Annotated in this window: 28 protein-coding genes; 7 read left to right on the top strand and 21 right to left on the bottom strand. The window is 45.1% G+C overall.

Annotation, left to right across the window (positions count from 1 at the left end; translation table 11 throughout):
• Positions 1-20: 20 nt before the first annotated feature.
• Both N7U64_RS01575 and N7U64_RS01570 read right to left on the bottom strand, forming a co-directional pair.
• On the bottom strand, positions 21-209 hold the full coding sequence (locus N7U64_RS01575; protein ID WP_012370874.1) for a hypothetical protein: 189 nt from the start codon (positions 207-209) through the stop codon (positions 21-23).
• 234 nt (positions 210-443) lie between these two features.
• The gene (locus N7U64_RS01570) at positions 444-716 is read right to left on the bottom strand and encodes a UPF0223 family protein (RefSeq protein WP_318928106.1); all 273 of its coding nucleotides are present in this window, start codon (positions 714-716) and stop codon (positions 444-446) included.
• A 132-nt stretch (positions 717-848) separates the two neighbouring features.
• On the opposite strand from N7U64_RS01570, the gene N7U64_RS01565 reads away from it, so the two are divergent.
• On the top strand, positions 849-2,336 hold the full coding sequence (locus tag N7U64_RS01565; RefSeq protein WP_012370876.1) for an aminotransferase class I/II-fold pyridoxal phosphate-dependent enzyme: 1,488 nt from the start codon (positions 849-851) through the stop codon (positions 2,334-2,336).
• Positions 2,337-2,460: 124 nt separating this feature from the next.
• Here the strand turns inward: N7U64_RS01565 and N7U64_RS01560 are convergent, their stop codons facing one another.
• The 5 genes from N7U64_RS01560 to pdhA all read right to left on the bottom strand — a co-directional run bounded on the left by N7U64_RS01560 (position 2,461) and on the right by pdhA (position 7,751).
• Positions 2,461-2,769 (bottom strand): SAV0927 family protein, encoded by a 309-nt coding sequence (locus N7U64_RS01560; protein WP_318928103.1) that lies wholly within the window; start codon positions 2,767-2,769, stop codon positions 2,461-2,463.
• A 105-nt stretch (positions 2,770-2,874) separates the two neighbouring features.
• Positions 2,875-4,287 (bottom strand): dihydrolipoyl dehydrogenase, encoded by a 1,413-nt coding sequence (lpdA, locus tag N7U64_RS01555; protein ID WP_114595397.1) that lies wholly within the window; start codon positions 4,285-4,287, stop codon positions 2,875-2,877.
• A gap of 3 nt (positions 4,288-4,290) precedes the next feature.
• On the bottom strand, positions 4,291-5,589 hold the full coding sequence (locus tag N7U64_RS01550; protein WP_318928101.1) for a dihydrolipoamide acetyltransferase family protein: 1,299 nt from the start codon (positions 5,587-5,589) through the stop codon (positions 4,291-4,293).
• Between the two features lie 98 nt (positions 5,590-5,687).
• Positions 5,688-6,665 carry an alpha-ketoacid dehydrogenase subunit beta gene (locus tag N7U64_RS01545; RefSeq protein ID WP_012370880.1) on the bottom strand — a complete coding sequence of 326 codons (978 nt, stop codon included), beginning with the start codon at positions 6,663-6,665 and terminating at the stop codon, positions 5,688-5,690.
• 3 nt (positions 6,666-6,668) lie between these two features.
• Positions 6,669-7,751, bottom strand: a complete 1,083-nt coding sequence (gene pdhA / locus N7U64_RS01540) for a pyruvate dehydrogenase (acetyl-transferring) E1 component subunit alpha (protein WP_012370881.1) — start codon at positions 7,749-7,751, stop codon at positions 6,669-6,671.
• A 377-nt stretch (positions 7,752-8,128) separates the two neighbouring features.
• Here pdhA and def point away from each other — a divergent pair, with 377 nt between their 5' ends.
• Positions 8,129-8,668, top strand: coding sequence for a peptide deformylase (gene def / locus N7U64_RS01535; RefSeq protein ID WP_012370882.1), 540 nt, complete (start codon positions 8,129-8,131; stop codon positions 8,666-8,668).
• 54 nt (positions 8,669-8,722) lie between these two features.
• On the opposite strand, the gene rnjA is transcribed toward def, so the two are convergent.
• A complete protein-coding gene (gene rnjA / locus N7U64_RS01530) occupies positions 8,723-10,390 on the bottom strand; it encodes a ribonuclease J1 (protein ID WP_012370883.1) in 1,668 nt (555 codons plus the stop codon).
• Entirely contained in the window at positions 10,387-10,605 is a 219-nt protein-coding gene (locus tag N7U64_RS01525; protein ID WP_012370884.1) for a DNA-dependent RNA polymerase subunit epsilon, read from the bottom strand. Before N7U64_RS01525 ends, rnjA begins: the two co-directional genes overlap by 4 nt.
• Positions 10,606-10,775: 170 nt before the next feature.
• On the opposite strand from N7U64_RS01525, the gene N7U64_RS01520 reads away from it, so the two are divergent.
• Positions 10,776-11,552: a Cof-type HAD-IIB family hydrolase gene (locus tag N7U64_RS01520; RefSeq protein ID WP_012370885.1), complete on the top strand. Its 777-nt coding sequence runs from the start codon at positions 10,776-10,778 to the stop codon at positions 11,550-11,552.
• Between the two features lie 43 nt (positions 11,553-11,595).
• Here N7U64_RS01520 and N7U64_RS01515 read toward each other — a convergent pair whose 3' ends face one another.
• From N7U64_RS01515 to N7U64_RS01495, 5 genes are all read right to left on the bottom strand, one after another.
• Entirely contained in the window at positions 11,596-12,264 is a 669-nt protein-coding gene (locus N7U64_RS01515) for a potassium channel family protein (RefSeq protein ID WP_012370886.1), read from the bottom strand.
• 310 nt (positions 12,265-12,574) lie between these two features.
• On the bottom strand, positions 12,575-13,597 hold the full coding sequence (locus tag N7U64_RS01510) for a cytochrome d ubiquinol oxidase subunit II (protein ID WP_012370887.1): 1,023 nt from the start codon (positions 13,595-13,597) through the stop codon (positions 12,575-12,577).
• Between the two features lie 12 nt (positions 13,598-13,609).
• On the bottom strand, positions 13,610-14,998 hold the full coding sequence (locus N7U64_RS01505) for a cytochrome ubiquinol oxidase subunit I (RefSeq protein ID WP_012370888.1): 1,389 nt from the start codon (positions 14,996-14,998) through the stop codon (positions 13,610-13,612).
• A 221-nt stretch (positions 14,999-15,219) separates the two neighbouring features.
• Entirely contained in the window at positions 15,220-16,332 is a 1,113-nt protein-coding gene (locus N7U64_RS01500; protein ID WP_318928093.1) for an N-acetyldiaminopimelate deacetylase, read from the bottom strand.
• Positions 16,316-17,206 (bottom strand): LysR family transcriptional regulator, encoded by an 891-nt coding sequence (locus tag N7U64_RS01495; RefSeq protein WP_012370890.1) that lies wholly within the window; start codon positions 17,204-17,206, stop codon positions 16,316-16,318. Before N7U64_RS01495 ends, N7U64_RS01500 begins: the two co-directional genes overlap by 17 nt.
• Before the next feature lie 65 nt (positions 17,207-17,271).
• On the opposite strand from N7U64_RS01495, the gene N7U64_RS01490 reads away from it, so the two are divergent.
• Complete coding sequence (locus N7U64_RS01490; RefSeq protein ID WP_318928089.1) at positions 17,272-17,664, top strand: disulfide bond formation protein B; 393 nt, start codon at positions 17,272-17,274, stop codon at positions 17,662-17,664.
• Positions 17,665-17,673: 9 nt separating this feature from the next.
• Here N7U64_RS01490 and N7U64_RS01485 read toward each other — a convergent pair whose 3' ends face one another.
• The 7 genes from N7U64_RS01485 to N7U64_RS01455 all read right to left on the bottom strand — a co-directional run bounded on the left by N7U64_RS01485 (position 17,674) and on the right by N7U64_RS01455 (position 23,558).
• On the bottom strand, positions 17,674-18,954 hold the full coding sequence (locus N7U64_RS01485; protein ID WP_318928087.1) for a protoporphyrinogen/coproporphyrinogen oxidase: 1,281 nt from the start codon (positions 18,952-18,954) through the stop codon (positions 17,674-17,676).
• 110 nt (positions 18,955-19,064) lie between these two features.
• Entirely contained in the window at positions 19,065-19,880 is an 816-nt protein-coding gene (gene nadE / locus N7U64_RS01480; RefSeq protein WP_012370893.1) for an ammonia-dependent NAD(+) synthetase, read from the bottom strand.
• Between the two features lie 38 nt (positions 19,881-19,918).
• Positions 19,919-20,380: a BsuPI-related putative proteinase inhibitor gene (locus tag N7U64_RS01475; protein ID WP_318928085.1), complete on the bottom strand. Its 462-nt coding sequence runs from the start codon at positions 20,378-20,380 to the stop codon at positions 19,919-19,921.
• A 91-nt stretch (positions 20,381-20,471) separates the two neighbouring features.
• The gene (locus tag N7U64_RS01470) at positions 20,472-20,684 is read right to left on the bottom strand and encodes a hypothetical protein (RefSeq protein WP_012370895.1); all 213 of its coding nucleotides are present in this window, start codon (positions 20,682-20,684) and stop codon (positions 20,472-20,474) included.
• Positions 20,685-21,041: 357 nt separating this feature from the next.
• On the bottom strand, positions 21,042-22,133 hold the full coding sequence (locus N7U64_RS01465; protein WP_318928084.1) for a virulence factor: 1,092 nt from the start codon (positions 22,131-22,133) through the stop codon (positions 21,042-21,044).
• Positions 22,134-22,266: 133 nt separating this feature from the next.
• Entirely contained in the window at positions 22,267-22,992 is a 726-nt protein-coding gene (locus tag N7U64_RS01460) for an alpha/beta hydrolase (RefSeq protein ID WP_318928081.1), read from the bottom strand.
• Between the two features lie 8 nt (positions 22,993-23,000).
• Positions 23,001-23,558, bottom strand: a complete 558-nt coding sequence (locus tag N7U64_RS01455; RefSeq protein WP_012370898.1) for a GNAT family N-acetyltransferase — start codon at positions 23,556-23,558, stop codon at positions 23,001-23,003.
• Positions 23,559-23,679: 121 nt separating this feature from the next.
• On the opposite strand from N7U64_RS01455, the gene N7U64_RS01450 reads away from it, so the two are divergent.
• The 3 genes from N7U64_RS01450 to brnQ all read left to right on the top strand — a co-directional run bounded on the left by N7U64_RS01450 (position 23,680) and on the right by brnQ (position 26,481).
• Entirely contained in the window at positions 23,680-24,411 is a 732-nt protein-coding gene (locus N7U64_RS01450; RefSeq protein ID WP_318928078.1) for a hypothetical protein, read from the top strand.
• 251 nt (positions 24,412-24,662) lie between these two features.
• The gene (locus tag N7U64_RS01445) at positions 24,663-24,956 is read left to right on the top strand and encodes a hypothetical protein (protein ID WP_318928076.1); all 294 of its coding nucleotides are present in this window, start codon (positions 24,663-24,665) and stop codon (positions 24,954-24,956) included.
• Positions 24,957-25,158: 202 nt separating this feature from the next.
• Positions 25,159-26,481, top strand: a complete 1,323-nt coding sequence (gene brnQ / locus N7U64_RS01440; RefSeq protein ID WP_318928075.1) for a branched-chain amino acid transport system II carrier protein — start codon at positions 25,159-25,161, stop codon at positions 26,479-26,481.
• Positions 26,482-26,495 lie beyond the last annotated feature (14 nt).

Below are 26,495 nucleotides of genomic sequence, written 5' to 3'. Positions count from 1 at the left end.
TTTTAAGAAGATCATCTTGATTACGCTTCAAGACGAACCATCTCTTGGCGGTATTTTTCAAGACGTTCCTTACTGGCACCCATCGCTTCCGTATCACTTGCTACAATTGCATCATGTAAAGTCGCAAGTTCATAATCGATTTCAAGGCGCAATACAGGAATGCGTTTTTCTGCATCTTTTCTTTTGTATGCTTCAATCACTTGTTTCACAGTAACCACACTCCTTCGCGGGATAAAAAACTTAGTTATCAGACAATTGCGACTAATTAGTGGATTGAATCCATAATAGTACGATTTAACTTAGATGTAAAGTGTCTATTTTTAAATTTTACAGTTGTACGATATCGTCTTGTATGTAGTATATAACCAGTTTTTGTTTTTTCTAAACAAACAACCTCTCTTCTGGACAGTCAGAAAAGAGGTTGTTTGATGATACGGATTTCTTTACTTTTTCAAACGCAAAAAAGCATCGGTTTGTTTTCTTGCCTGCTGAACTGCACGGTAGCTCGAACATCCAGTCTCTTCAAAATAAAACTGATCGAGCTGTTTTTCTTCCGACTTTGAATTGACGATGGTTTTAAAAGCCTGGTAGGCCTTTAAAAAGACCGTTCGATCGATTCCTTTTTCGTAAGCCTCTTCGACCGTATTAAAAAATTGGATGACTGTTACGATTTCGTCCGTCGACCAGTCCGGATTAATGGGATAATTGACCGCCATTGTGACACTTCCTTTCTTGACGCTTCCTATTTTACAACGAAATCGAACATAAAACAGTTGCAACCTTATGAAAACTTGTTATAGTTAGCTTGTTTGATTGTTTTTTTATTCGGTTTTAAGGGGGGAAATCTGGTGCAAACAAAAAGCTTAACACAGCTCGATACACCTTTATTCGATGCGCTGCTTGCGCATGCGAAACGTCAACCAATTCAATTTCATATTCCCGGTCATAAAAATGGCCAAGGGATGGATCCTGCTTTTCGATCATTCATCGGTCAAAACGCGCTTGATATCGATTTAATCAATATCGCGCCACTCGATGATTTACATCATCCGAAAGGAATCATCAAGGATGCTCATCAACTAGCAGCCCAAGCCTTTCATGCAGACGAAACATTTTTCTCCGTTCAAGGAACCTCGACCGCCATCATGGCAATGATCATGAGTGTCGTCGGTCCGGATGATAAAATTCTAGTTCCTCGGAACGTTCATAAATCGGTCATGTCGGCTATCGTTCTTTCTGGAGCGCACCCGATTTTCATTCACCCGGAGTTTGACGAAATGTTCGGTATCGCTCACGGTATCACACCAAGCGCCGTCGAGCGTGCCCTCAGTCTTCACCCGGATACAAAAGCGGTCCTCGTCATCAATCCGACGTACTTCGGCGTTGCAGGTGACTTAGAGAGCATCGTCACCCTTGCTCATAGCAAAGGCATCCCCGTCCTCGTCGACGAAGCACACGGCGTTCACATCGCATTCCACGATGATATGCCGCTTTCTGCGATGCAGGCTGGTGCAGATCTTGCTGCGACAAGTGTTCATAAATTAGGAGGATCACTTACCGGCAGTTCCGTCTTGAATGTCCGCCGCGGTCTCGTCTCGCCGGATAAAGTACAAGCTGTCCTGTCGATGTTGACGACGACTTCTACGTCGTATCTTTTACTGGCATCACTCGACTGCGCCCGCCGGCATCTCGCGATCAACGGAGAAGCGATGAACCGTCGCGCGCTCGAACTGGCGACACGGATGCGGATGGGACTGGCAAAACTTCCTTATCTCGCAGTATTTGGTGAATCGGACCTTCATTCCAGTGCGACATTTGCCTTTGATCCGACAAAAGTTCTGATTTCCGTCAAAGGACTCGGCATCTCCGGTCATCTTGTCGAAGAATTTTTACGGGACGAACATCGCATCGAAGTGGAACTGTCCGACTTAAACAACATCTTGCTGATCATCACTTCCGGTGATTCGGAAGAGACGATTGACGCCTTGCTCGCAGGAATGGCTGATCTCGTAGAGCGTCATCGGGATACAGGGGCTAAAACATCTTCTCACTCGATCGTCTTACCCGACATTCCGGCACTCGCTCTCAGTCCGCGTGATGCTTTTTATGAAGAAACGGAAACCATTCCACTTGCAGACGCTGTCGGTCGGATTTCGGCAGAGTTCATGATGGTCTATCCACCCGGCATTCCGATTTTCATTCCGGGTGAAATGATTACGACAGACAATTTAGCGTACATCAAAGAAAATATCGAAGCCGGTCTTCCTGTCCAAGGACTTGAGGATCATACTCTTGAGACCATTAAAGTCATTCAACAATCGAATGCGATTCGCTGAGTCTCGTTCAGAATAAACAGCTGACTCAAAAGTCAGTTTCTCCAAAAAACAAGGGTGGCAGATTCCAAATCTGCCACCCTTGTTTCGTTTAAACAGGAATTACTCTCTTAGAAGTCAGCCTCTTTTAATCTGCCTGCTCATAACTCGGAACATCCGGCAACAGCGTCGCTAAAAATTCTCCGACCGTCTCGGTATCCTCCGGTTCAATCCCGAGCAGACGCGTCATAGCGTCTGCCTCGAGAACATCCGTATGATCGAGTAAAGCAGCCCGTCCACTCGTAAGACTGACAACTAACATCTTCCCGAAAAACTGTTTGGTAAAGACGACACCAAAATCGTACCGCGCCTGTTCCGTCGTCATCCCGATAAACCTGACTTTATCCGTTTCTGAGACATGATACAGTTCTTCAAGTGGCGACAGTTGAGATTCCATCTTGTCTCACCCTTTCTTTTTTTATTCTTTTCCTGTTTTAAAGACAGATTAAACGACACAAAAAAAAACCTTAAGCGGTCGGCTCCCCGCTTAAGGTTTTATAACTTATTTCATGATGTGGATTGGGCTACCGATTGCAACTTCAGCAGTTTCCATTGCGATTTCACCGAGTGAAGGGTGCGCGTGGATTGTGAGTGCGATATCTTCTGCTGTCATACCAGACTCGATTGCGAGTCCCATCTCTGCGATCATGTCAGATGCGCCTGTACCAGCGATTTGAGCACCGATCAAGAGACCATCTGCTTTACGTGTGATCATTTTCAAGAAGCCGTCTGGCTCGTTGAGTGCAAGAGCACGTCCGTTTGCAGCGTAAGGGAATTTAGACGCAACATAGTCAAGTCCTTCTTCTTTTGCTTGTGCTTCCGTATAACCGACTGTTGCGAGTTCTGGGTCTGTGAAGACAACCGCAGGAATCGCACTGTAGTCGAGGTATGCCGGATGTCCAGCAGCTGCTTCAGCAGCAATTTTTGCTTCGAATGAAGCTTTGTGTGCAAGTGGCGGTCCAGGAACAATGTCCCCGATAGCGTAGATGTTTTCGTTCGACGTACGGCACTGATCGTCGATTTCGACGAGTCCACGTTCGCTGACTTTAACTTCTGCCATTTCAAGACCGAGATCAGATGTGTTCGGGCGACGACCGACTGTGACGAGGACGTAGTCCGCTTCGACAGTTTGTGTTTCACCTTTGACTTCAAACGTAACTTTTACGCCTTCTTCTGTCTCTTCGACACTTTGTGCAAGTGCTTCGTTGTGAATCGTGATATTTCCTTTTTGTTTGAGCTTTTTCTTAACGACTTGCGTCATTGCAGGCTCGAATCCAGAAAGGATATCTTTTGTACCTTCTAAGATGACAACTTCAGTGTCAAAGTTAGCATACGCTGTTCCAAGCTCCATTCCGATGTACCCGCCGCCGATGACGATGAGTTTTTTCGGAAGTTCAGGAAGGTTCAAAGCACCTGTTGAAGAAAGGACACGTTTTGACCATTTGAAAGCTGGAAGTTCGATTGGAGTCGAACCTGTTGCGATGATACATTTTTTGAATTTGTAAGGTGTAGAAGAATCTTCATTGATGATACGAACTGTATCTTCAGATTGGAAGTAAGCTTCCCCAACGACTGTTTCAACGTTGTTACCTTTAAGAAGGCCACCGACACCACCAGTCAATTTGTTGACGACTGATTGTTTCCAAGATTGAACTTTTGAGAAGTCGACAGCGACGTTCTCAGATGTGATTCCCATTGAATCTGAACCTTTTGCATGTTGGAAGTTGTGTCCAGCTGTGATCAAGGCTTTTGACGGGATACATCCGACGTTCAAACAAACACCACCGACGTTTTCACGTTCGACGATTGTTACTTTAAGTCCGAGTTGCGCACCGCGGATTGCAGCGACATAACCACCAGGGCCAGCCCCGATTACGAGTAAATCTGTTTCTTGTGCGAATTCACCTACTACCATTGCTTATCCCTCCATAATGAGAAGTTGTGGGTCGTTTAACAGACGTTTAACCAAGTTAAGCGCGTTTTGTGCTGTAGCACCATCGATGAGACGGTGGTCGAAGCTGAATGACAAAGCAAGTACTGGTGCTGCAACGATTTCACCGTTTTTGACGACCGCTTTTTCAGCGATACGGCCAATACCGAGGATTGCAACTTCTGGGTGGTTGATGACAGGTGTGAACCATTGTCCGCCAGCAGAACCGATGTTTGTGATTGTGATCGATCCGCCTTTCATTTCGTCCCCAGAAAGTTTACCGTCACGTGCTTTACCAGCAAGGTCGTTAATGTTATCTGCTAATCCGAAGATTGATTTACGGTCTGCATCTTTGACGACAGGAACAACAAGACCGTTGTCTGTGTCTGCTGCGATACCGATGTTGAAGTAGTTTTTGTAAACAACTTCTTCGTTCACATCGTCGATTGACGCGTTGATTGCAGGGTATTTTTTAGCTGCAGCAGTCAATGCTTTTACAACGAATGGAAGATACGTCAATTTCGTACCTTGTGCTGCCGCAACTTCTTTGAAGTTTTTACGGAGTTCAACAAGATTCGTAACATCGACTTCGTCCATCAATGTAACGTGTGGGGCTGTATGTTTCGAGTTGACCATTGCTTTCGAAATCGCTTTACGGATTCCTTTGATCTTCTCGCGTGTTTCGAGCTCAGGTTGAGCTGCAACATACGGTTTCACTTCAGATTTAGATGCTGAAGCTTGTGCTGCCGGTGCTTTTTCTTCTGCTGCTGGTGCAGTTGAAGATTGTCCACCGTTTGCAAATGCATCGATGTCTTCTTTGACAACGCGACCGTTGTCACCAGAACCTTGAACTTCACGGATGTCGACGCCTTTTTCGCGTGCATATTTACGCACTGAAGGCATTGCGATAACGCGTTCTGATTTATGGATTTGAACTTCATTTGGCTTGTCTTCGACTTTTTTATCTGTGTCTTGGACATCTTTTGCGTTGTCTGCTGCTTTAGGTTGTTCCGGTGCTTCTTCTTCAGAAGGAGCTGAACCTTCGCCTTCCACATCAAACGTGATCAATACGTCACCAACGACGGCTACGATGCCTTCGTCGACTTTTACTTCTTTGACTGTGCCATCAACTGGTGACGGGATTTCAACGACTGCTTTATCGTTTTGTACTTCAAGAAGAATGTCATCTTCTTTTACTGTGTCGCCTGCTTTAACGAACCACTTTACGATTTCACCTTCGTGAATACCCTCACCGATATCCGGTAATTTGAATTCAAATAAACCCATTTGAATTAGCCTCCTTTTATTTCACTCTTCTGGTCGATTGTTATCTTTAAAACGGAAGCAAGGAGAGAATTGCCTCTCTCCTTTTTTCCGGTTCACTCTTAGAAGTTGTAAACAGTTTTTACTTTTTCGACGATATCTTTGTGGTCCGGAAGCCATGAATCTTCACCTTGTGCGAACGGGAAGATTGTGTCAGGTGCCGCAACACGAAGGATCGGTGCTTCGAGGTCAAGAATCGCGCGCTCTTGAATTTCAGTTGCGACCATTGCAGCCACACCTGCTTGTTTTTGAGCTTCTTGAACAACGACAACACGGTTCGTTTTCTTGACTGACTCAACGATTGTATCGATGTCAATCGGGCTGATTGTCATCAAATCGATGATTTCAACGCTGATGTTTTCTTTTTCAAGCTCTTCAGCAGCTTTGAGTGACGCGTGAACCATTGCACCGTACGTTACGATTGTCACGTCAGTACCCTCACGTTTGATGTCTGCTTTTCCGAGTTCGATCGTGTAGTCGCCCTCTGGCACTTCACCGCGGAATGAACGGTACAGTTTCATGTGCTCAAGGAAAACGACTGGGTCGTTATCGCGGATTGATGCAATCAAAAGACCTTTTGCATCATACGGAGTTGAAGGGATGACGACTTTAAGTCCTGGTGACTGAGCCATTAATCCTTCCAAGTTATCTGCATGAAGCTCAGGTGTTTTAACACCGCCACCGAATGGTGAACGGATTGTAACAGGTGCGCTGTACGTGCCGCCTGAACGGTAACGTAAACGTGCGAGTTGTGCCGCTACAGAATCAAATACTTCGAAAACAAAACCGAAGAATTGGATTTCCATGATTGGACGGAAACCAGTTAAGCTGAATCCGACTGCAAGGCCACCAATACCAGACTCGGCAAGTGGTGTATCGAAGACACGGTCTTCGCCTAATTCATCTTGAAGACCTTCTGTCGCACGGAATACCCCACCGTTTTTACCGACGTCTTCACCGAACAAGAGAACTTGCTCGTCGCGTTTCATCTCGACGCGCATTGCGTCAGTGATCGCTTGGATCATCGTCATTTGTGCCATGGGTTATTTCGACTCCTTTGCTGTATACTCATCAAGCTGCTCTTGCAGGTTTTGTGGTAACTTTTCAGCCATCACGTTGATGAAGTCTGTTACTTTTTGTTTTGGTTCTTTATCTGCTTGAGCGAGTGCTTCTTTTACATCCGCTTTCGCTTGTTCGATGACTTCGTTCTCTTTGTCTTCGTTCCAGAGACCTTTTGTTTCCATGAACGCACGGAAACGAACGAGTGGATCTTGTGCTTGGTACTCATCGTCCATATCTTTTGTACGGTAACGTGTTGGGTCATCTCCAGCGAGCGTATGTGGTCCGTAACGGTATGTGAGCGTTTCGATCAATGTCGGTACACCGTTCAGTGCTTCAACACGAGCTTGTTTTGTTGCTGCGTAGACGGCAAGAACATCCATTCCGTCAACTTGAATTCCGTTGATACCCGCTGCAACAGCTTTTTGAGCGATTGTTTTCGCCATCGATTGTTTTTCAACCGGTGTAGAAATCGCAAAACGGTTGTTTTGGACAACGAAGATCGCAGGTGCTTTAAATGCTCCGGCAAAGTTCATACCTTCGTAGAAGTCACCTTGTGACGATCCGCCATCACCTGTGTACGTGATTGCGACTTGTTCTTTTCCACTTTTCTTAAGACCGAGTGCGACACCGGCAGCTTGCACGATTTGTGCACCGATGATGATTTGCGGCATTAAGACGTTAACACCCTCAGGAATCTTACCACCTGTGATGTGTCCGCGTGAGAACAAGAATGCTTTGTAAAGCGGGAAACCATGGAAAACCATTTGCGGGATATCACGGTATCCTGGAAGAATCCAGTCATCTTTATCTAAAGCAAATTGTGAACCGATCATTGACGCTTCTTGTCCAGCGACTGGCGCGTAGAAACCAAGACGTCCTTGACGGTTAAGTGAGATTGCACGTTGGTCCCAGATACGTGTGTAAACGAGACGACGCATTAATTCCGTAAGTTCTTCATCTGAGAGGTCCGGCATAGCGTCTTTGTTGACGACTTCACCTTTCTCATCCAAAATGCGGAATGTTTCAAAGTTTTCTTCCACGTTTTTAAACATGTTTAAGTTCATCTTTTCACCTCATCCTTTCACTGTGTTCAGCGAAATATTCCTCTTACTGACTTGCTACATACCAATAGTGTTCAAAAAATGAAGTCCCGTATGACCTTTTCTTGAACATATATCTGTGTACCTATCCAGTTGAGTAAACTGTATTAACATGAAGAGACACGCAAGCATGTCTTGTTCATTACGTTACAAGTATAAAACTGTAACGCCTATAAAATCAAAGGAAATGTTTTATTTTTTTTAGCGGATGTTCTTGTGAATGACCTCACATACAAAGAACGCCTTTACTTCTGTACTATTCATCAATTCACAACTGTGTTAGTTATTAATATTCCTCCTTTGATATGCTATAATTTTTTTAGATGAAAGGGGTGCTGTTCATGATTACCATGAATGAGATCGTTCGGGAAGATGTCCCTTCGCTTCACGAACGTTCTGTCGACGTTACCTTCCCTCTCAGTGAGGAAGATAAGGAAACGATGCGTCTGATGATGGAATATCTCGCCAACAGTCAAGACGATGAATTAGCCGAAAAATATGATTTACGTAGCGGGATCGGACTGGCGGCTCCACAAATCGGAGTCAATAAACGAATGTTTGCCATTCGCCTGCAAGACGGGGACGACATTCTCGAGTTTGGGATTTATAATCCTAAGATCGTCAGTCATTCCGTTGAACAAACGTATCTTGCCGGCGGAGAAGGTTGTTTGTCCGTTGACCGGGAAGTCGAAGGTCATGTACCGCGCTATATGCGTATTACCCTGTCTGGCATCGATCATAACGGAAATCCTGTAAAATTAAGATTAAAAGGATTAAAAGCCGTCGTTTGCCAACACGAATACGATCATTTGGACGGCATCATGTTTTACGATCGAATCGATCCGAAAGAACCGTTCAAAGAGTACGGTTCGTCTCTCTGATGAGTATGAAGCAATAAAAAAGACATTTCCAAAATACGGAAATGTCTTTTTTATTTATACTTCCATGATGATCGGCATGATCATTGGATGACGTTGTGTTTTTTCAGTCAGGTACGGTGTCAATGTATCGTTGATGACTTGTTTGATATCCGTCCATTTTGTGTTTCGGTTCGCTAAAGATTGTTCAAGCGAACGCTTCAACAGACGTTCCGCATCCTTGATCAGGTTACCTGATTCACGCATGTATACGAATCCGCGTGAAATGATGTCCGGTCCTGAAACAAGACGATTCGTTTTAGAATCGAGCGTTACAACGACGACGACCAGTCCTTCTTCCGAAAGAATCCGTCTGTCACGCAGGACGATATTACCAATATCTCCAATTCCTTTTCCATCTACATAGACGGCATTCGCTTGGATTTTACCCGTAATGGCGGCTGCATTGGCATCGAGTGCCAGAACTTCACCGTTGTCCATGACGAAACAGTTTTCTTCCGGCACACCGGCATCCATCGCAAGTGACATGTGTTTTTTCAACATGCGGTACTCTCCGTGGATTGGCATGAAGTATTTAGGTTGCAAGAGACGGAGCATCAACAACTGTTCCTGTTGGCTGCCGTGACCTGATGTATGGATGTCATTCAATTTACCGTACATGACATCTGCACCGGCTTTATACAATTGGTTAATCGTTTTCCCGACGGAAACAACGTTTCCTGGAATCGGAGAAGACGAGAAGATGACCAAATCATCCGGAATGATGGAAATCTGACGGTGTGTTCCGTTGGCGATCCGGCTAAGGGCTGCCATCGGCTCCCCTTGCGAACCTGTACAAAGAATCGTCAGTTCATTTGACTTGTACCGTTTCATCTCGTTCGGTTCAATGATTGTGCCCTTTGGTGCTTTGATGAAATCAAGCTCCTGACCAATCATCATGACTTTATCCATGCTCCGACCGAAGACGACGATTTTGCGTCCGGCTTCGACTGATGCATTGACAACTTGTTGCAAGCGATAGATGTTCGAGGCAAAAGTCGCGAAGATGATCCGCCCCTCTGCTTTACGGAAGATGTTTGAAATCGTATCTCCGACGACACGTTCACTCATCGTAAAGCCTTCAATCTCGGCATTCGTCGAGTCAGACAATAGACAGAGAACACCTTCCTTGCCGAGTTCCGCCATTTTTGTTAAATCAGCCGGTTCTCCAACGGGTGTAAAATCGAACTTAAAGTCGCCGGTATGGACGATGTTACCTTGTGGTGTCTTGACGACAACTCCGAACGAGTTTGGAATCGAGTGAGTCGTCCGGAAAAATGAAATACTCGTCTTCCGGAATTTGATGATTGAATCTTCATCAATTTCATGCAACTCGGCCGTCCGCAATAAACCGTGTTCTTCGAGTTTTACTTTAATGAGACCAAGTGCAATCTTTCCGGCATAAATCGGTAAGTTGACTTGTTTGAGTAAAAACGGCAATCCCCCGATGTGGTCTTCGTGACCGTGAGTGATGAAGACACCTTTTACCTTGTCCTTGTTTTTGATCAAGTATGTGTAATCTGGAATGACATAGTCGATTCCAAGCAGTTCATCTTCAGGGAACATGACACCGGCATCGATGACGATGATCTCATCCTGAAATTGAACGACGTATGTGTTCTTCCCGATCTCTCCTAAGCCGCCGAGTGCGAAAACGGCTGCTTGATGGTTTTTAACGAACTTCATGCGAACGTTTCAACCTTATAGTCTGGGCTTAGTTTTTCATATTCAAGGAATTCGCCGCTTAACTCACGGATGAATTCGACGTTAATTTCTTTGATGAGGTGGTCAATCGCTGTTCGCACTTCACGAATGTTCTCTCCCTCAACATACATCACTTCTGTCCGTTCCCGTACCGGGGCTTCTGAACGAAGCGGTTGATAAAATACTTTAAAAATCATGTTTAGCAACTCCTTATCAGTCCATTGTTTTTTGTCCTTAGATTAGTATACACGATATCCTACTATTTTTTCATCCTATTCCTAATCCAAGGTCGGCGTAAACGTTAACGCTGTGCTATAATTCCACATGTATCCGGCTGAACAGCCAATTAAAAAGAGAAGGTGAAACCATGGCAAATCAGAAAGTCGTCTTTTTCGATATCGATGGAACCTTACTTCACGATGGTCATTTTGTTCCCGAGTCGACCAAACAGGCAATTAAACAATTACAAGCAAATGGTGTCTATGTAGCTATCGCAACCGGACGCGGTCCGGCGATGTTATCCGGTGTCCGCGAATTACTCAATATCGATACGATCATTGGGTACAATGGTCAAATCGTCGTGCATCAGAACGAGGTCATTTACAGACGTCCGCAACCGATTGCAGATCTTAAGCATTTGACAGAGCGGGCCCATAAAAATGGTCATACGCTTGTTTATCTAGGTGAAACACAGGGGTTTTCAACGAAACCGTCGGATCAGTTAGTCCAAGAGTCACTTGGCGAACTGGATATTCCTTTACCGGCTTTTAATGACCAGGCGTTTACGACACATGATGTCTTCCAGACGCTTGTCTATTGTACTGCTGAAGAAGAAGCTGAGTACACTCAGAACTATCAGGCCTTCGACTTCATCCGCTGGCATCCGAACGCAATGGACGTCATTAATGTCGGTTCATCCAAAGCGGACGGCATCAAACAATTTCTGAAGCTGACCAACATCCGGCGCGAAGATACGTTTGCTTTCGGAGATGCGTTAAATGATTTAGAAATGTTGCGTTATGTCGGAACCGGCATCGCGATGGGCAATGGTCTTGCAGAAACAAAAGCAGCCGCCGATTTCGTCACTAAACATATTCTCGAAGACGGCATCGAACACGGTCTCAAGGAATTTCAACTCATTTAACTACTCAAAAGGCCGAGGAATCATTCCTCAGCCTTTTTTGATATTAATTTTTCACTTTATGAATGGCGCGCTCCAAGCGGTCCAAGTCATCGTTTTCTCCAATGACGACGAGGTAATCCCCTTTTTCGATCAATTCATCCGCTTGTAAGGAAATCATGACGTTCTCGCCTCGCTTGATGGCAACAACGTTCGCACCGTACTTGCTTCGTAAATCCAGATCAATCAAAGTCTGGTTCGCCATCCGGTCACTGACTTTGATTTCGACAATCGAGAATTCTTGTGATAAATCGAGATAATCTAAAATATTCGAACTCATCAATCCGTTGGCAATCCGGACCCCCATGTCCCGCTCGGGGTGGACGATGAAGTCCGCACCAATTTTACGCAACACTTTTTCATGGTAATCATTCGTCGCCTTGACCGTAATCGACTGGACACCCAGTTCTTTTAAAATTAAAGTCGTCAAAATCGATGCTTGGATGTTTTCCCCGATCGCAACGATGACATGATCAAAATTACGGATTCCGAGACTCTTTAGAACGTTCTCATCCGTCGTATCTGCAATGACGGAATGCGTCGCAATCCCCATATATTCATTCACACGTTCTTCATCCGAATCAATCGCCAAAACATCATATCCGTTTTTCGACAACTCTCGAACAATCGATCCCCCGAAACGCCCTAAACCGATTACCGCAAACTCTCCATTCATGTTCAACTCTCCTTCACATTTCTGCTTCAGTAGTAGTGTACCCGATTCACTTCTAAATTACTATGAACGCTTTTACAATACAGTTTTCGGTTCTCCCCACCTTAAAACGACCGACAAATCTGATCAAAAAAAGGGGCCGACTCCAAAAGAAATCATTTGATCTTTCACGCCATTTCCTGTAGGAGTCTCGTAAGTACGTGAGTTCTACATTAAACGAGAAAAGGGCGGCAGAATTGAATCTGCCGCCCTTTTCTTTGGAGAAACCGACTTTTGAGTCAGCCTCGAACTGATTACGTGATAGACGTTCTGCTTATTTTGCTTTTTTCCCGCTGACATAATCGTTGTCAAACAGGAACAACCGTAAAATCAAATACAGTGCAGGAATCAATAACATCAGTCCGAAGATGAAGACGACGACAAGTGCCGTAGCCATCGTTTCGTTAACGACCGCTTTATTGATATCGATGTACGGATAAAGAATGTACGGAAGGTGTGTGTATCCGTATCCGAACCAGGCAACACCGTATTGCGCCATCACGGCGATGAAAGCAATTCCGTAGTTTTTCTTCAAGTAAACAAGTGTGACAGCAACGCAGAAGAATAGGAAACTTGCTGCGAACCACCACCAGTTGCCGTTTAAAATATTTTCATAATGCCACGCTGCCTGATTCTTCAGTCCGAAGAAGACTAATGCACAGACAACAATTGTCGGAATACTCCAGAACAATGCCCATTTCCGAATCAATGGTGTTGCATTCTCATCCTTTGCTTTATCCGCATAGAACAACAGGAACATCGCGCTGATATAAAGAACCGATACGATGGCAAGCGCAACGACCGTCCAAGAATAAAAGTTCGTGAACAGCTTCGTCCCAAGGAATTCGACTGTCTCATTTGTTTTCCGGATAAAACCGCCCTGACTGATTGTCAGTGTCGTCGACATCGCTGCCGGAATCAGCAATCCTGTCGCACCGTATAAGAACGTATAGAACATGCTGTCGTTCGAACCATAGTTGGCAAATGCGTAAAAGCTACCGCGAATTGCAATCAATACCAACACGATCGAAGCCGGAACAAGTAAAGCTGTTCCGTAATAATATGCCGTATCCGGAAAGAATCCGACAAGTCCGACGAAGAAGAAGACGAAGAAGACGTTCGTCACTTCCCAGACCGGAGAAAGATAACGGAGAATCAAACGGTTCGTCAGATGATCCCGTTTCGTATATTTTGAATAAAACGCGTAAAAACCGGCACCGAAGTCAATTGAGGCAACGATGAGATATCCATAAAGGAACGTCCAAAGTACGGTTATTCCAAGTGTTTGAATGTCCAACTCGTTCCCTCCTTATTTGTTGTCGTCCGCAAACATCGCTTCACCACGTGTGTGATGATCGTCCGCGAGTTCTTTGCCGACTGGATTATTTTTAAACATCCGGAGCAAGACGACTGTACAAATCGTTCCGAGCAACAGATAAAGTAAACTGAATAAAATCAACATCGGTCCGACAGCCGTCGAAGTCGTCGCTGCATCAGCCGTTCTCATAATACCATAGAGCGTCCAAGGCTGACGTCCGATTTCCGCATACATCCATCCTGCTTCGATCGAGACGATGGCAAGCGGTCCACCGATGAAAATACCGCGCAGTAACCATTTGTTGTACGGGTTCAACTTTTTGAGTCGGAATGCCAAGATGAACAAGGCTGAGATGGCAGCCAGGTACATGCCAATCGATACCATGATATCGAAGAAATAGTGGACAAACAGAGGTGCCTGATCTTCTTTGGCGAATTCATTCAAACCGATGACCTCTGTATCCGGTGCTCCCCCTGCGAGAATGGATAAAGCATACGGAATCTTGACAGCACCTTTAATTTCATAGCTGCCGTCCGCCTGTTCATCCAAAATACCACCGAAAATCAATTCGGCTTCGTTTGTCGTTTCAAAATGCCATTCTGCCGCTGCGAGTTTTTCAGGTTGGTATTTCGCCAGGTATTTCCCGGAGAAATCACCGACCAATGCTGTCGAGAAGGCAAAGATTAAGCCGGCCATGACGGTTAAGCGAAGTGCTTTTTTGTGATAAGCCGTTTCTGCCGCCGACAAAGTTTTCTTGCGCAACAGATGAAACGCTGCGATTGCTGCCAAGATGAAGGCAACCGTCAAGTAAGCGGATACGATGACGTGCGTTGCTTTCGTTGGTGTCGCCGTGTTGAACATCGCTTTCAACGGTTCGATTTGCGTCAACGTTCCGTTAACGATTTTGAATCCTTCCGGCGAGTTCATGAATGAGTTGACCGTCGTGATGAAGAAAGCAGATAATGTCGCCCCGATGACGACGGGAATCCCGATTAACCAGTGTAACCATGGATTTTTAAACCGGTCCCATGTGTAGAGATAAATACCGAGGAAAATCGCTTCAAAGAAGAAGGCGAAAGTTTCCATGAACAACGGTAAGGCAATCGTTTGACCGGCTACTTGCATCAAGGAAGGCCATAAGAGCGACAATTGTAGACCAATCGCTGTTCCTGTTACGACACCTACCGCTACAGTTACGATATAACCGCGCGTCCAGCGACGTGCCAAAAGAATATAGTCTGAATCTTTTCGTTTAATACCGATGTACTCAGCTGCGAGTACCATCAATGGAACCCCTACCCCAATCGTCGCAAAGATGATGTGGAATGCTAATGTGAGCCCTGTCAATAATCGACTGAGCATGACTGGATCATTGAACATGTGTATAGCCCCCTCTTTCTAGACGTACTTCTATATATTGTTTATATCCGTATCATAGAGAACATAATCATTTGTGTCTGTTTTAAATGTTTGATGTAACAAATTGTTCACATATACTCGTGATTTATTTCACAAAACGTTCGAAAACTGTTCTCTTCTATAAAATGAAAGCCCTTTATCCATTTTTTCATGAATAAAGGGCCGATTGTCACGTCTTTTATTTAGACGTATTCGCGGAAATAATGATCCAGTAAATTGATGATGAAGGGGATGGCTTCTTCGTCCGGATTCAAGGTCGGTTGATGTAATCCGGACGTTGCATTATTCACCCCGAGCCAAAACATCATGCCGGGAATTTCTTTTAACATGAAACCAAAATCTTCTCCCGTCATGGCAGCATCACACTCAATGTAATTCGCATTCATTTTGACGAAGGATGAGAATTTATCAACGACGCGTTGATCGTTGACGACTTCATAATACCGATTTCCGAACTGCAGATCGATTTTGACGCCGAATGAAGCTTCGATGCCGCGGATGATATCCCGGACACGTTGCTCTAACTTTTCCATATCTGTTCCGTTAAGCGCCCGCATCGTTCCGTCAAGTAACGCCCGACCGGCAATGACATTCTCCCGAATTCCTGCATCTACTTTCCCGATCGTGATGACACTGCAGTTCATCGGATTGATCGAGCGGCTGACAATCGTCTGCAGCTGCATGATTAACGCTGCCTGCGCAACGACTGTATCAATCGTCAAATGGGGGAACGCAGCATGACCGCTCTGTCCATAAATCGTGATATGAACTTCCCGTGCACTCGCAAACAAGACACCCGGACGGCTGGCAATCGTTCCGACCGGATACTCCGGTGCGACATGCAGACCATACATCTCACTCGGACGATATTTTTCAAACAGCGGACTTTTAATCATCGGTTCTGCCCCACCCGGACCTTCTTCAGCTGGTTGGAACAGGAAAACGACATCATCCATGACCGGCAGTTCAACGATTCGGCGTAACAGACCGAGGGCAATCGATGCATGTACATCATGGCCGCAGGCGTGCATGAACCCCGGATGCTCGGAACAAAATGGCAGTCCCGTTGCTTCTTCAATCGGTAATCCGTCGATATCCGCCCGGTATCCAATCGTCCGATTTCCGGTTAATCCTTTCACACGGACAAATACTCCTGTTTCGAATGTATCGTAACTGACCCGATCTTCCGGGTATGATCGGATTTGATCAAGGATAAATGCTTGCGTTTTAAACTCCTTAAAACCAGGTTCCGGTATTTTATGAAGTTCTCGGCGCATTTCAATTGCGTATTCCATCTGACTGACTTCCTCCTTCTTCTTTGACAATGTCCCAAAACGCTTGGACTTGTTTTAATTCAAGCATCGACTCCGTTGATAGAATCCACGTGTCCCGCTTTAAAATTTTACCGGATGACGTTTTGAGCGGAATCTGCATCACTTCACTCGCTTCATGGATCGTCGATTCCGGCAAGATGGCAAAACCAATCCCGTGAAGTGCCATCTGTTTACACGTTTCAATCTGGTCGACGACGAGCGTCCGAGCCGGCGGACTCGAAAAACGATCCTGCCACCATTCTAAAATTTCCTGATAATAGGTCGAATCGCTCTTGAACTGGATAAAAGGACGTTCTGTCTTCCGCAACTGCTCGAGCGACGTCAGTTCACTGTCGACTAAATACAGCGGATCGGAAAACAGCCGTTCCTTCACGCCTTTCCAATCGGGATTTCCGCGGATGATGCCGATGTGAAAATGTTCTTCCAGCATATGACGCATCATTTCACTTGACCACCCTGTGACCAATTGGACACGGACATGCGGATACCGTTCGACAAATCGTTTCAGAACACGGGGAAGCCAGTATTGTCCCATAATGGACGCGACTGCAATCCGAAGTGTCCCGTAAACGGCTCCCTCTTCTGCCGTCAATTCACTTTTAAGCTCCAGTTCTTTCCGGTTCATCTCCTTGGCGAGACCGATGACTTTTTCGCCTTGCGGAGTAATACTCAGCCCACGGGATGAACGAATGAACAGCTTGGTTGCCCAGCGCCGCTCGATTGCGACCAAACGTTGGCTGAGGGCAGGCTGCGATACAAAAAGACGTTCGGCTGCCCGTCTCATGTTCAACTCTTCTGACAACGTAATCAACATTTCCATTTCCGACACTTGCAATGTATGATTCGACTCCTCATGATATAAGATGGCATTAGTTTAACACGTTAGAGAGGAAGGTACATATGTCACGGTATCATTTTATGTTGATCGTCTCAACGGTCGCTACTTTAGGCAGTCTGTATTTCAGTGAGGTCCGGGGATTCATTCCTTGTCCATTATGTTGGTGGCAACGTCTGTTCATGTATACGACCGCCATCTACCTGTTCGTATCCTTGTTCCGCAATCGTCCGGTCGACGGATTTTTCCTTCGCTTGTATACATTACTCGGGTTCGCAGTCGCGGCTTACCACGTCGTACTCGAACGATTACCGGACGGAGAAGCGCTCTGTACGAACGGTTGTCTCATCAAATGGGTTAATTATTTTGGCTTCCTGACGATTCCGATGATGAGTTTGATTGCGTTCACTTTATTGGTCATCCTCGCTTTTTATCCAAAACAAAAAAACGCTCAATGAGCGTTTTTTTTATTTCCAAGTTGCCGCCACGTTCAACGCGCTCGAGAAGGATAACTCCGATAACTGCCCTTCCCCTTCACACCAATCCCCGACAAACGCCATCGTCTCCTTTGGTCCGTCCTGCATAAAATTAGGTAAGCCGCTTTGCCCCATCTTCCATTTGATTTCTTGAACGATTGCCCGTTTCATCGTCCGCTCGACGACCAGACGCTCCTGCCATGACGGATAATGTTGATCAAGGAGCCGGTGAATGTGTCGGACCTTTTCCGCCAGATAATCCGGATTTCCGACTTCCGGGTGGGCAAGGTAAGCAACAACCTGTAAGACTTGACCGTCTTTCGGTGCAATACTCGAATCATAATGGGATAAATCCGTTACGAACAGTTGATGCGTACGGTCGTACACATATGAAAACGGTGTTTTGAGATATGGACTGATCCCGACGTCGTATACAAGAACTTCCACCGGTTCGTACTGCGCAAAAGGTTCGATGAAGGATTGAACGGATGTCGGCAATGCCAGTTTCCGCATGTCCCGGGGAGGAAGCGCCAGGACAACCCGGTTCACAATCCATTCCGTCTTTTTCCGGTCACGTAACTGATATCCTTGTTCATGTTCTTCAATCGCCGTGATTTTAGTTTTCCGATGGATGGTTCCGCCTTGTTCTTGGATGACCCGTTCCAGTTCATCAATTAAAACTTGCCATCCTCCGGCGATATAAGAAACCGGTTTTCGTGTCCGAAAGAGTTTACGGTAATAGTCAAAATAGACGACTGACGGAATATTTTCCGGTTCGGTCGTAAAAAAATTGCTGGAGGCCAGATCAAGCATCAGACGGGACACATCTTCCTCCGTTTTTTCCCGTATCAACCATTGACCAATTGACAACTCCGGCTCCCCTGTTTCAAGCCGGAGAACGGTTTTCACGACTTCCCATGTAAAACGAAGTTTATCCGTTCCGCCTATCACTTCTGTTTTTAAGAGACCAATTGCATTAGCCGGAGCAGCCGTTAAATGACCGGAAAATTCATATTTTGCTTTTGCCGAAGAAAAGTCCAGCCAGGTAATCTCTAATTTCAGATTTTTTATGATCGTCTTTAAGACGGACTGATCACGCCCGTATATCGCATGCGCCCCGTAATTGAACGTATAACCTTTAATGCGTTGTGAGGTCGCTCTGCCGCCTAACATCGCGGCATCATACAGTTGCACCTGTTTCCCTTGTTTCGCAAGCAAGGCAGCAACGGATAATCCTGCCAGTCCACCACCGACGACTGCTATCGATTCCATTCTGTTCCCTCCAGTCCGGCTCTCTTACTCAATGGTTTGTTTTAACTCTTTTCCCGCTTTTCAGACGAAAAAAACGACAGCTCTTTCAGCTGTCGTCTGCAAGTCATTCTTTATTTCCACCACGTATCCAGGGGTGAAACCGGCATATGGTGTTTATGGCCAACCCGTTTATACTGAGCTTCGAGTTTAGCCTGACTTTCAGCGGAGATGGTTTTCCCCTCCAAGTAGTCATCGATTTCATTGTACGTCATGCCGAGTGCCTGTTCGTCCGGCAATCCCGGCTGATTATCTTCTAGATCAGCTGTCGGTACCTTTTCAATCAGTCCTTCAGGTGCCTGTAATTGACGTAACAGTTGTTTCCCCTGTCGCTTGTTCAAACCGGTCAATGGCGTCAAATCACAAGCTCCGTCCCCGTGTTTCGTATAAAACCCGGTCACGAATTCAGCTGCATGATCGGTTCCGACGACGAGACAGCCGTAATGGGCCGCTATATCATACTGTACTTTCATCCGTTCCCGCGCTTTTGTATTTCCTTTACTAAAATCAGACAAGACGTCTCCTGTCGCTTGTTCAAAAGAAGCCATGGAAGCAGCGACGGCTGGCTTGATATCCACTCGTAACGCATGATCCGGACGGATGAAGGACAGGGCCAGTTGCGCATCCGACTCATCTTGTTGTTGACCATACGGTAATCGCACAGCGTAGAATTGATAATCGCGATTCGTCTCACTGCGTAACTCCTCAACCGCGATTTGACAAAGACGACCGGCTAACGAAGAATCTTGTCCTCCCGAGATTCCGAGAACAAGTCCTTTTGCTCCTGTATGCACAAGATACTCTTTTAAGAATTGAACGCGTTGCTTAATCTCTTCTTCAGCATCAATGACTGGTTTAACTCCGGTCACTTGAATGATTTCCTGTTGCATGAAACCGTCACACTCCTTCATTTTTCATCATGTCTTCCTTAGTTCAAAAGCTCACTTTCCGCTTTCGTGATGGACGTCGATTGATCCTTCACCTGTCGGATGGTCATCGCTTCAATCCGGGTCGGATGACTGGAAGCCGGAAGCTCGACTTTTACTTCGTACCGTTTGGTCTCCAATCCTTTAAACTGTTCTTGTTCGATGGCTTGCGTAAATACCTGCTCTTGCGAAAAAGTATACAGTACTTTTTGATCCGCATCCTTGATTTTCAATTCAAACCGTTGGGATGTCGGGAATGTCAGAGTCAATGCTTGCTCATTCGGATTCTTTAATTCCACGACAGCCAAAACCTTATTGGATTCGAGCTGTTTGCCGGACACCTTGATTTCAATCGGTTGTACCGCATCGTCTTGTGTCGCTGGCTTTTCCTGTTCCTGCTGGTTACACCCGGCTAAAATCAACGTCAGGACACATACACACGATATCCGTATAATCCATTTCAAAACAACGCCCCCTCTCTTCTCACTTAACAATTTTAGCACAAAAAAGAGGCAGGATAAGGTTCGCCCTCATCCTGCCTCTTCGATTCATACATTAAGCAACCGGAATCGTTGCTGTCATTTTTGATGGAGAAAATAATTGTTCGATCCCCGTCACAAACAATTCATCGCAAATAGCGTCCGTTGCCGTTGCAGGTGCCACGAGTGTAATCGTCCGGCTATCCACTGTCTCAATCGTCACGAACACTCCTGAAGCTGTGCGTTCTTTGTACCCTACCGCTAAGTCTGTTTCAGCAAAAAGTATCATATCCCCGAATCTCCTTTGTTATGTCAGATGTCAGTCAAACCAGAATAGCTGTTTGAATTCGAATCAGTTATTGTGATTTCACTTTATCAAAACAGAAAAAACACCGGAAAATTCTCGTTCGACATTTCGTGTCAAAACTTTGTTCCAAAAAATACAACCATTTTTTGGAACATCGAGATAGTTGCTGCATACATCTTTAAAATGGCGTTTTATCAACACATTTCAATTCCATTTCAAAACCATTACAAAATAATATTCATTTTTTCCCATATCTCTTAGTTAGAAGGGAAAATATACCTAGACATCTTACTTGTTATTTTGTCGAATGGTTCTTCACACACCGTTTATTTGAGGTTCTTATGAACTTTCACCTGACATTCGATTCATTTGTTGCCAAACCGTACCTAGTGCTTCTTCCCCACTTTCAATCCGGGCCAGTGCGAGTTCCGCCTGAAGCGCGACTTCATATTCCTTATCTTGCACGGCTTCTTTTAGGCGTGGAATCGATTGTTCCGTTCCGACATCAAATAAAAAGCGTGCCGCACGCCAACGGACCAGTTTATTTTTATCCGTTAAAGCTTCCATCATCATTACTTCTGCCTCCGGCAAGGCCCAGTCGGAAATCGTATCTCCGGCGGTTCGCCGGACACTGCTTGAAGGATCATGCAAGGCATTCGTAATATAGTCCAATAGTTCCAATCGATTTTCTTCGAACATGCCAAGTTTGACGACGGCTTGTCTTCTGATTTGCATCTTTTCATCCTGAAGCATCTTCGCATAGGCTGGAACCCAGTCCAGTTCGATTGGCAGTTCGTCAAGCGCTGCAAAACGCTGTTTCCAATCGGACGAAGTTAACGCTTGTCCGTCAAATGTCACTTCTTCTCCAGAAGCTATGGTTTTTAAACGGTCAATCCGCTCTGGTGGATACGCGACTTCAATTTCTTGGGCCGCTTCTTCCAGACTTTCATCCAAATCACCGTAACGCGGGGCCTGTTCAACCCACCGGCGGTCACTGATGACATTTTTGACATAAGGCTGAACGAATAGTGCGGCTTCCCGGAACCGGTCGGGTAATCCGTGACGTTTTTCTTCTAACCCTTTAACTCCCTTTAGCTGCATCGGTACGCCTAAAATAAATTGAATAAACAGATGAACAGGCTCAAATGCCTCATCCGTTTCATGTCGTTCGACATCACTGAGTACTTCACCAAACGACCGGCGAATCTCGATGACTAGCGTTCGCCAATCATATTTCGGAAACCGTTCGACAGCTAAAAAATCACTGACTTGATACACTGATTTAATGCCTGGAATCTCCAGTAATTTTGCGACGTGGTCCGGTGCACCGAATGCATGTTCAAACGTTTGCCCCTTCTCCGAGAACGTTTCATCGACGATGACCTTCATATTGTTCGGACTTGGTGTTGGTTCAATGGCTATAATCTTCATCTTAATCCCTCCCCCTTTTATCATTCAGAAATTCGTTTCAAAATGCAACGCATACGCTTTTGTTTTCAGATCCTGTCGAAAAGAAGCAAGAAAGCGCCCACCACGCGGTGAACGCTTATCGGCAAGACTGCGTTTACGCATGTTCTTCCGAGAAAACTTCTTCTAGAATCTCACAAAATGCATCCGGTGTCTCGAGCATACCCATGTGGCTGCTGTCCGTCGACCGCTTGATGATCCGCTCGTTTTGAGGTGCAAACGCACTGTCTTCTGAAATTAACGGATCCTTCTCACCATGGATAATCACTCCCGGAACGCTCGTCCGGCTTAAGACCGGTGTCAAATCTCTTCGGTCACGCATCGCCGTCAATGCCCGAATGGCTCCTTCGACCGTCATCATGTAGCCGATTTCCTTTGCTTCTGAGACGATCATCGCATCTGTTCCTTCTGCAAACAACCCGGGCACTAATCCGTCAACGAATTCCCGCACGCCGATTCCCTGAACCCGGCTGATATTTTGATTTCTTTTTTGTTTAGCGTCGTCTGTATCTGCTTTAGCGGTTGAATAGACAAGTCCAAATCCGCTGATTTTTTCCGAATACGTTTCGACAATCGATGAGACGATGTAACCCCCGAATGAATGACCGATCAAAATGGGGCGTTCGATACCTCTTCGTTCCAGATCATCCATCACCCATGAAGCAAATCCTTCAATTGTATCAGGACCGACCGATTGTCCTTCATGCCCCGGTAAAGCAAGTACGAGTACATCAAATGACAAGCGCAGTCTCGCTTCAACCCGACTAAAATAATCTGTTCCTCCAGCAAAACCGTGTAATAAAACAAGTGGTTGTTTTGACATTCAACTAGTCATCCTTTCCATTCCGATGCAAGCATTCGGTATATCGTTAAATCCATGAATCGTCCATGACTGTAAGCATAATCTTCAAGTAATCCTTCCGCCTGAAAACCTAGTTTTTGAACCAAGGCATTGGAGGCAATGTTTTCAGGTGCAACCAAAGCACTGATCCGGTGCAAAGCAAAATCTTCAAATCCGTGTGTCAGGACCGCTCGTGCTGCTTCCGAAGCCACACCCTGTTGCCAATAGTCCTGGCTGACTTCAAATCCGATTTCCGCCCGGTGATACTGGGTCAACCAATTATGAAATCCAATCGTTCCAATCAATTGATTCGTTTGTTGATCGGCAATCGCCCACCGGATCGCTTTTCCTTGAGTAAACTGTTCTTTAAAATAACTGATGACATTTTTGGCTTCATACACCGTGACCAGCGGATCAGAGCCGTAATAATACATGACCTCGTCATCCGACAGAATCTTGAATAAATCTCGTGCATCTTTGTTTTCCAATTCTCTCAGGATGAACCGTTCTGTTTTTAGTTCCGGGAATGGTTTTCTCAACCCCCACATACCCAATCACCTCTTTTCTATATTATGCCCGTTTTCAGAAGGAAATACCCTTTTCGCTGCTGAGAAGTTTTGCTACTATTGAACTTATTCACGTTCTGATACGAAAGGAAGTCGCTTTTCAATGTCCAATTCCCTGCTTTATTTGTATGAAGATGCCGAAAATAACCGTTTGACGATGTCCGGCGTCACTTTTGCAGACTTTATCATGTCGATTGGCTTTAAAAGTGCTCTGCTCGTTTCCGGAGCTGCTTTTAAAACCGTCAAACATTCTTCTCGGACCGCCTTTCATTATGTCGAGTCCCATGAAGTAGAACAATTCGTTCAATCGAGCGATGTCGAACGTTTTCCCCTGAATGCCATCGATATCCGTTCTTCTCATTCTCTCGATATCCTCACAGATGTTGAAATCGCAGAGCTGTTATTTTTAATGCATATGAAACGCGGCATGCCCAGTCCGTTCATGACTGCCGTCGACAATGAATGGGCCTATTTCAGTGAGCACAACGGGACACAAGCAACGGCTTATTTAAAAGATTGGTCAAGTATCGAACAAGTCCTGTCAACGTTGTTGCAACAAAAAATCCGCCGGGAACTCCGCATCCCGACTGCCTCACCACTTACAGCTGAAATCATCATTAATCTTCGGCAATTGCTGCAAGAAGGAATCTTAATTGATTTCACGCATACACGGCAATCGATGTTCACACGTCAAACGACCATTCCAGTTTATATCGCCGGTCGATATGAAGACATGCATGTCCTGAAAGAAGACCTGGAAACAAAAAAAGAATCCATCGTCTTGCGCGGCGAGTTGATCCACCGCAAAAAAAGCTGGAGTTTGGAGTTACAATGATCCCAATCCTATTTATGACTTAATAACAGGATAGTTTTTTCATATTTTTCAAACTGCTATTTTTGCTCGTTTTTTGCATAATCCTCTATATGACAATATCGTTACTAATTTGTTGGAATTTTCACATAAATTTAGACTGGTATCTGCTGCAGACTTCGTTATAATGAGATTAACCTTTTGGAAGTTAGAAGTTGGAACTGATTTTCTGATGATTTAATTTAAGTCTGTATCAACCGAAGGAGGAATTTAGCATGGATCAGTTAAAAGTGAACGGTATCGGTTCATTCACCAAGTTTGCAACGAACGGAAACATCCTGAAATTGAAGGATGCGACAACCGGCGAACTGAAGGTATCATTGAATGAAGCGAGCTCAATGACTATCTCACCTATTGATGAAGAAACAGGATTATTCATTATCCGTGGTCAGAAACAAGAACCGCTCGTGGAACTGACCCTCCCTCGTCAATCGTGCGAAGTCGTTCACGCTTGGCTCCTCCATAAATTAAGACGACAAAAAAAGAGTCGCTTCATGGCGTCTAGCTAAAACCAATTACTCCTTTATTTCATTATCACTGCAAGATGTTGCTCACGTCACCGTTAGAGATTTTCTAACCGTGTCGTGGGCTTTTTTTGTTGAAGTCAAAAAATAAGCCTTGAAAACAAATGAATTTTCTAAAAATTCTTTCATCATCTCGCATCCGATGATATAGTGAATAACGTAAAAAAAACAGGAGGTAAGATATATTATGAGTAAAAAAGACATATTTGCTTTAGGTTTTATGATTTTCGCACTGTTCTTTGGTGCGGGTAATTTAATTTTCCCTCCTGAACTTGGTGCTCTGGCTGGAACAGAATTTTTCCCTGCAATGCTCGGTTTCATCGTTACCGGTGTCGGGTTACCTCTGACGGGATTAATTGCTGTCGCATGGGTCGGCGGGGGCATCAGCACGCTTGCTAATCCACTTCCAAAATTCGTCGGAGCTCTATTGACGTTTGCCTTATATGTCGCCATTGGCCCTTTTTTCGGAATTCCGCGGACTTCCGTCGTCACATACGAACTTGGTGTCGTCCCTTTCTTGAATGGACCTAGTCAAACGACACTACTAATTTCTTCTTCTCTTTTCTTTTTAGTCACGTTATATCTTGTTCTCAAACCGGGTAAACTTCTTGATATCATTGGTCGTTTCATCACCCCGTTGTTACTTTTGGCACTCGCGACACTGAGCATCAGCAGTATTTTAAAGCCATTATCGGCCGTTCAACCTCCTCATTCCTCGTACAATGGTTTTACAGATGCATTCACCCAAGGATTTCTTCAAGGATACTTGACGCTCGACGCTCTTGGCGCCCTTGTATTTGGCGTCATCGTTCTGTATACGCTACATGCTCGCGGTTTAAAAAGTCGAAAAGTCCAATTGAAGACTGTGACTCAAGCCGGATTGATTGCTGCATTATCATTGACGTTGGTTTATACCGGACTTGGTTTCATTGGTCGAAACAGCTTTGGAGCAGTCGGGATGATCGACGGCCCTTCCTTATTACAACAATACGCCGAAAGTACTTTTGGCACGATCGGTTTGATGATTTTAGGAGTTGCTATTTTGCTAGCTTGTTTAACGACATCCGTCGGTCTTGTCACAGCTTTTTCAAAATATATGATGTCGCTTTCGACACGTCTCACGCTTCCGCTCACGGGTACAATCACAACCGTTCTAGGTTTCTTGATTTCCATTGTCGGACTTGATGCATTACTGGCAATTGCGGTACCTGTCTTAATGTTCCTTTATCCTATTGTCATCGTATTGATTGGTTTGACCTTTATCCGTTCATTGCTTAAAAAACCGTCGTTTGTGTACAGAGCCACTTTATCGATTACTGCCCTGTTCTCGCTATTAACTGCTCTCCACACATTAAAAGTTTTGCCGGATCCGGTAGTTACTGTATATTCTGCCTTACCGTTATCCGACAAAAGCCTGGCCTGGCTTCTGCCTGCTTTGATTATATTCTTCATCAGTTCATCGATTAGACACGATTCTTCTGATTCTATTCCTGAAAAACGGATTGGCTAGTGATGCCGCTTTCA

Origin of the sequence: Exiguobacterium sp. K1 (assembly GCF_033721435.1) — a bacterium.
Lineage (GTDB): Bacteria > Bacillota > Bacilli > Exiguobacteriales > Exiguobacteriaceae > Exiguobacterium_A > Exiguobacterium_A artemiae.
The sequence above is the reverse complement of the archived record's forward strand: the minus strand, read 5'-3'. Positions and strand labels throughout refer to the sequence as shown.

What these genes read in the sequence shown, in the direction of transcription:
- N7U64_RS01465 (WP_318928084.1), bottom strand. Translation starts at nt 22,133, where the DNA reads ATGAAGATTATAGCCATTGAACCAACACCAAGTCCGAACAATATGAAG.
- def (WP_012370882.1), top strand. Translation starts at nt 8,129, where the DNA reads ATGATTACCATGAATGAGATCGTTCGGGAAGATGTCCCTTCGCTTCAC.
- N7U64_RS01460 (WP_318928081.1), bottom strand. Translation starts at nt 22,992, where the DNA reads ATGTCAAAACAACCACTTGTTTTATTACACGGTTTTGCTGGAGGAACA.
- rnjA (WP_012370883.1), bottom strand. Translation starts at nt 10,390, where the DNA reads ATGAAGTTCGTTAAAAACCATCAAGCAGCCGTTTTCGCACTCGGCGGC.
- N7U64_RS01450 (WP_318928078.1), top strand. Translation starts at nt 23,680, where the DNA reads ATGTCCAATTCCCTGCTTTATTTGTATGAAGATGCCGAAAATAACCGT.
- nadE (WP_012370893.1), bottom strand. Translation starts at nt 19,880, where the DNA reads ATGCAACAGGAAATCATTCAAGTGACCGGAGTTAAACCAGTCATTGAT.
- N7U64_RS01485 (WP_318928087.1), bottom strand. Translation starts at nt 18,954, where the DNA reads ATGGAATCGATAGCAGTCGTCGGTGGTGGACTGGCAGGATTATCCGTT.
- N7U64_RS01500 (WP_318928093.1), bottom strand. Translation starts at nt 16,332, where the DNA reads ATGGAATACGCAATTGAAATGCGCCGAGAACTTCATAAAATACCGGAA.
- N7U64_RS01550 (WP_318928101.1), bottom strand. Translation starts at nt 5,589, where the DNA reads ATGGGTTTATTTGAATTCAAATTACCGGATATCGGTGAGGGTATTCAC.
- N7U64_RS01490 (WP_318928089.1), top strand. Translation starts at nt 17,272, where the DNA reads ATGTCACGGTATCATTTTATGTTGATCGTCTCAACGGTCGCTACTTTA.
- pdhA (WP_012370881.1), bottom strand. Translation starts at nt 7,751, where the DNA reads ATGAACTTAAACATGTTTAAAAACGTGGAAGAAAACTTTGAAACATTC.
- N7U64_RS01560 (WP_318928103.1), bottom strand. Translation starts at nt 2,769, where the DNA reads ATGGAATCTCAACTGTCGCCACTTGAAGAACTGTATCATGTCTCAGAA.
- N7U64_RS01520 (WP_012370885.1), top strand. Translation starts at nt 10,776, where the DNA reads ATGGCAAATCAGAAAGTCGTCTTTTTCGATATCGATGGAACCTTACTT.
- brnQ (WP_318928075.1), top strand. Translation starts at nt 25,159, where the DNA reads ATGAGTAAAAAAGACATATTTGCTTTAGGTTTTATGATTTTCGCACTG.
- N7U64_RS01470 (WP_012370895.1), bottom strand. Translation starts at nt 20,684, where the DNA reads ATGATACTTTTTGCTGAAACAGACTTAGCGGTAGGGTACAAAGAACGC.
- N7U64_RS01570 (WP_318928106.1), bottom strand. Translation starts at nt 716, where the DNA reads ATGGCGGTCAATTATCCCATTAATCCGGACTGGTCGACGGACGAAATC.
- N7U64_RS01515 (WP_012370886.1), bottom strand. Translation starts at nt 12,264, where the DNA reads ATGAATGGAGAGTTTGCGGTAATCGGTTTAGGGCGTTTCGGGGGATCG.
- N7U64_RS01505 (WP_012370888.1), bottom strand. Translation starts at nt 14,998, where the DNA reads ATGTTCAATGATCCAGTCATGCTCAGTCGATTATTGACAGGGCTCACA.
- N7U64_RS01525 (WP_012370884.1), bottom strand. Translation starts at nt 10,605, where the DNA reads ATGATTTTTAAAGTATTTTATCAACCGCTTCGTTCAGAAGCCCCGGTA.
- N7U64_RS01545 (WP_012370880.1), bottom strand. Translation starts at nt 6,665, where the DNA reads ATGGCACAAATGACGATGATCCAAGCGATCACTGACGCAATGCGCGTC.
- N7U64_RS01455 (WP_012370898.1), bottom strand. Translation starts at nt 23,558, where the DNA reads ATGTGGGGGTTGAGAAAACCATTCCCGGAACTAAAAACAGAACGGTTC.
- lpdA (WP_114595397.1), bottom strand. Translation starts at nt 4,287, where the DNA reads ATGGTAGTAGGTGAATTCGCACAAGAAACAGATTTACTCGTAATCGGG.
- N7U64_RS01445 (WP_318928076.1), top strand. Translation starts at nt 24,663, where the DNA reads ATGGATCAGTTAAAAGTGAACGGTATCGGTTCATTCACCAAGTTTGCA.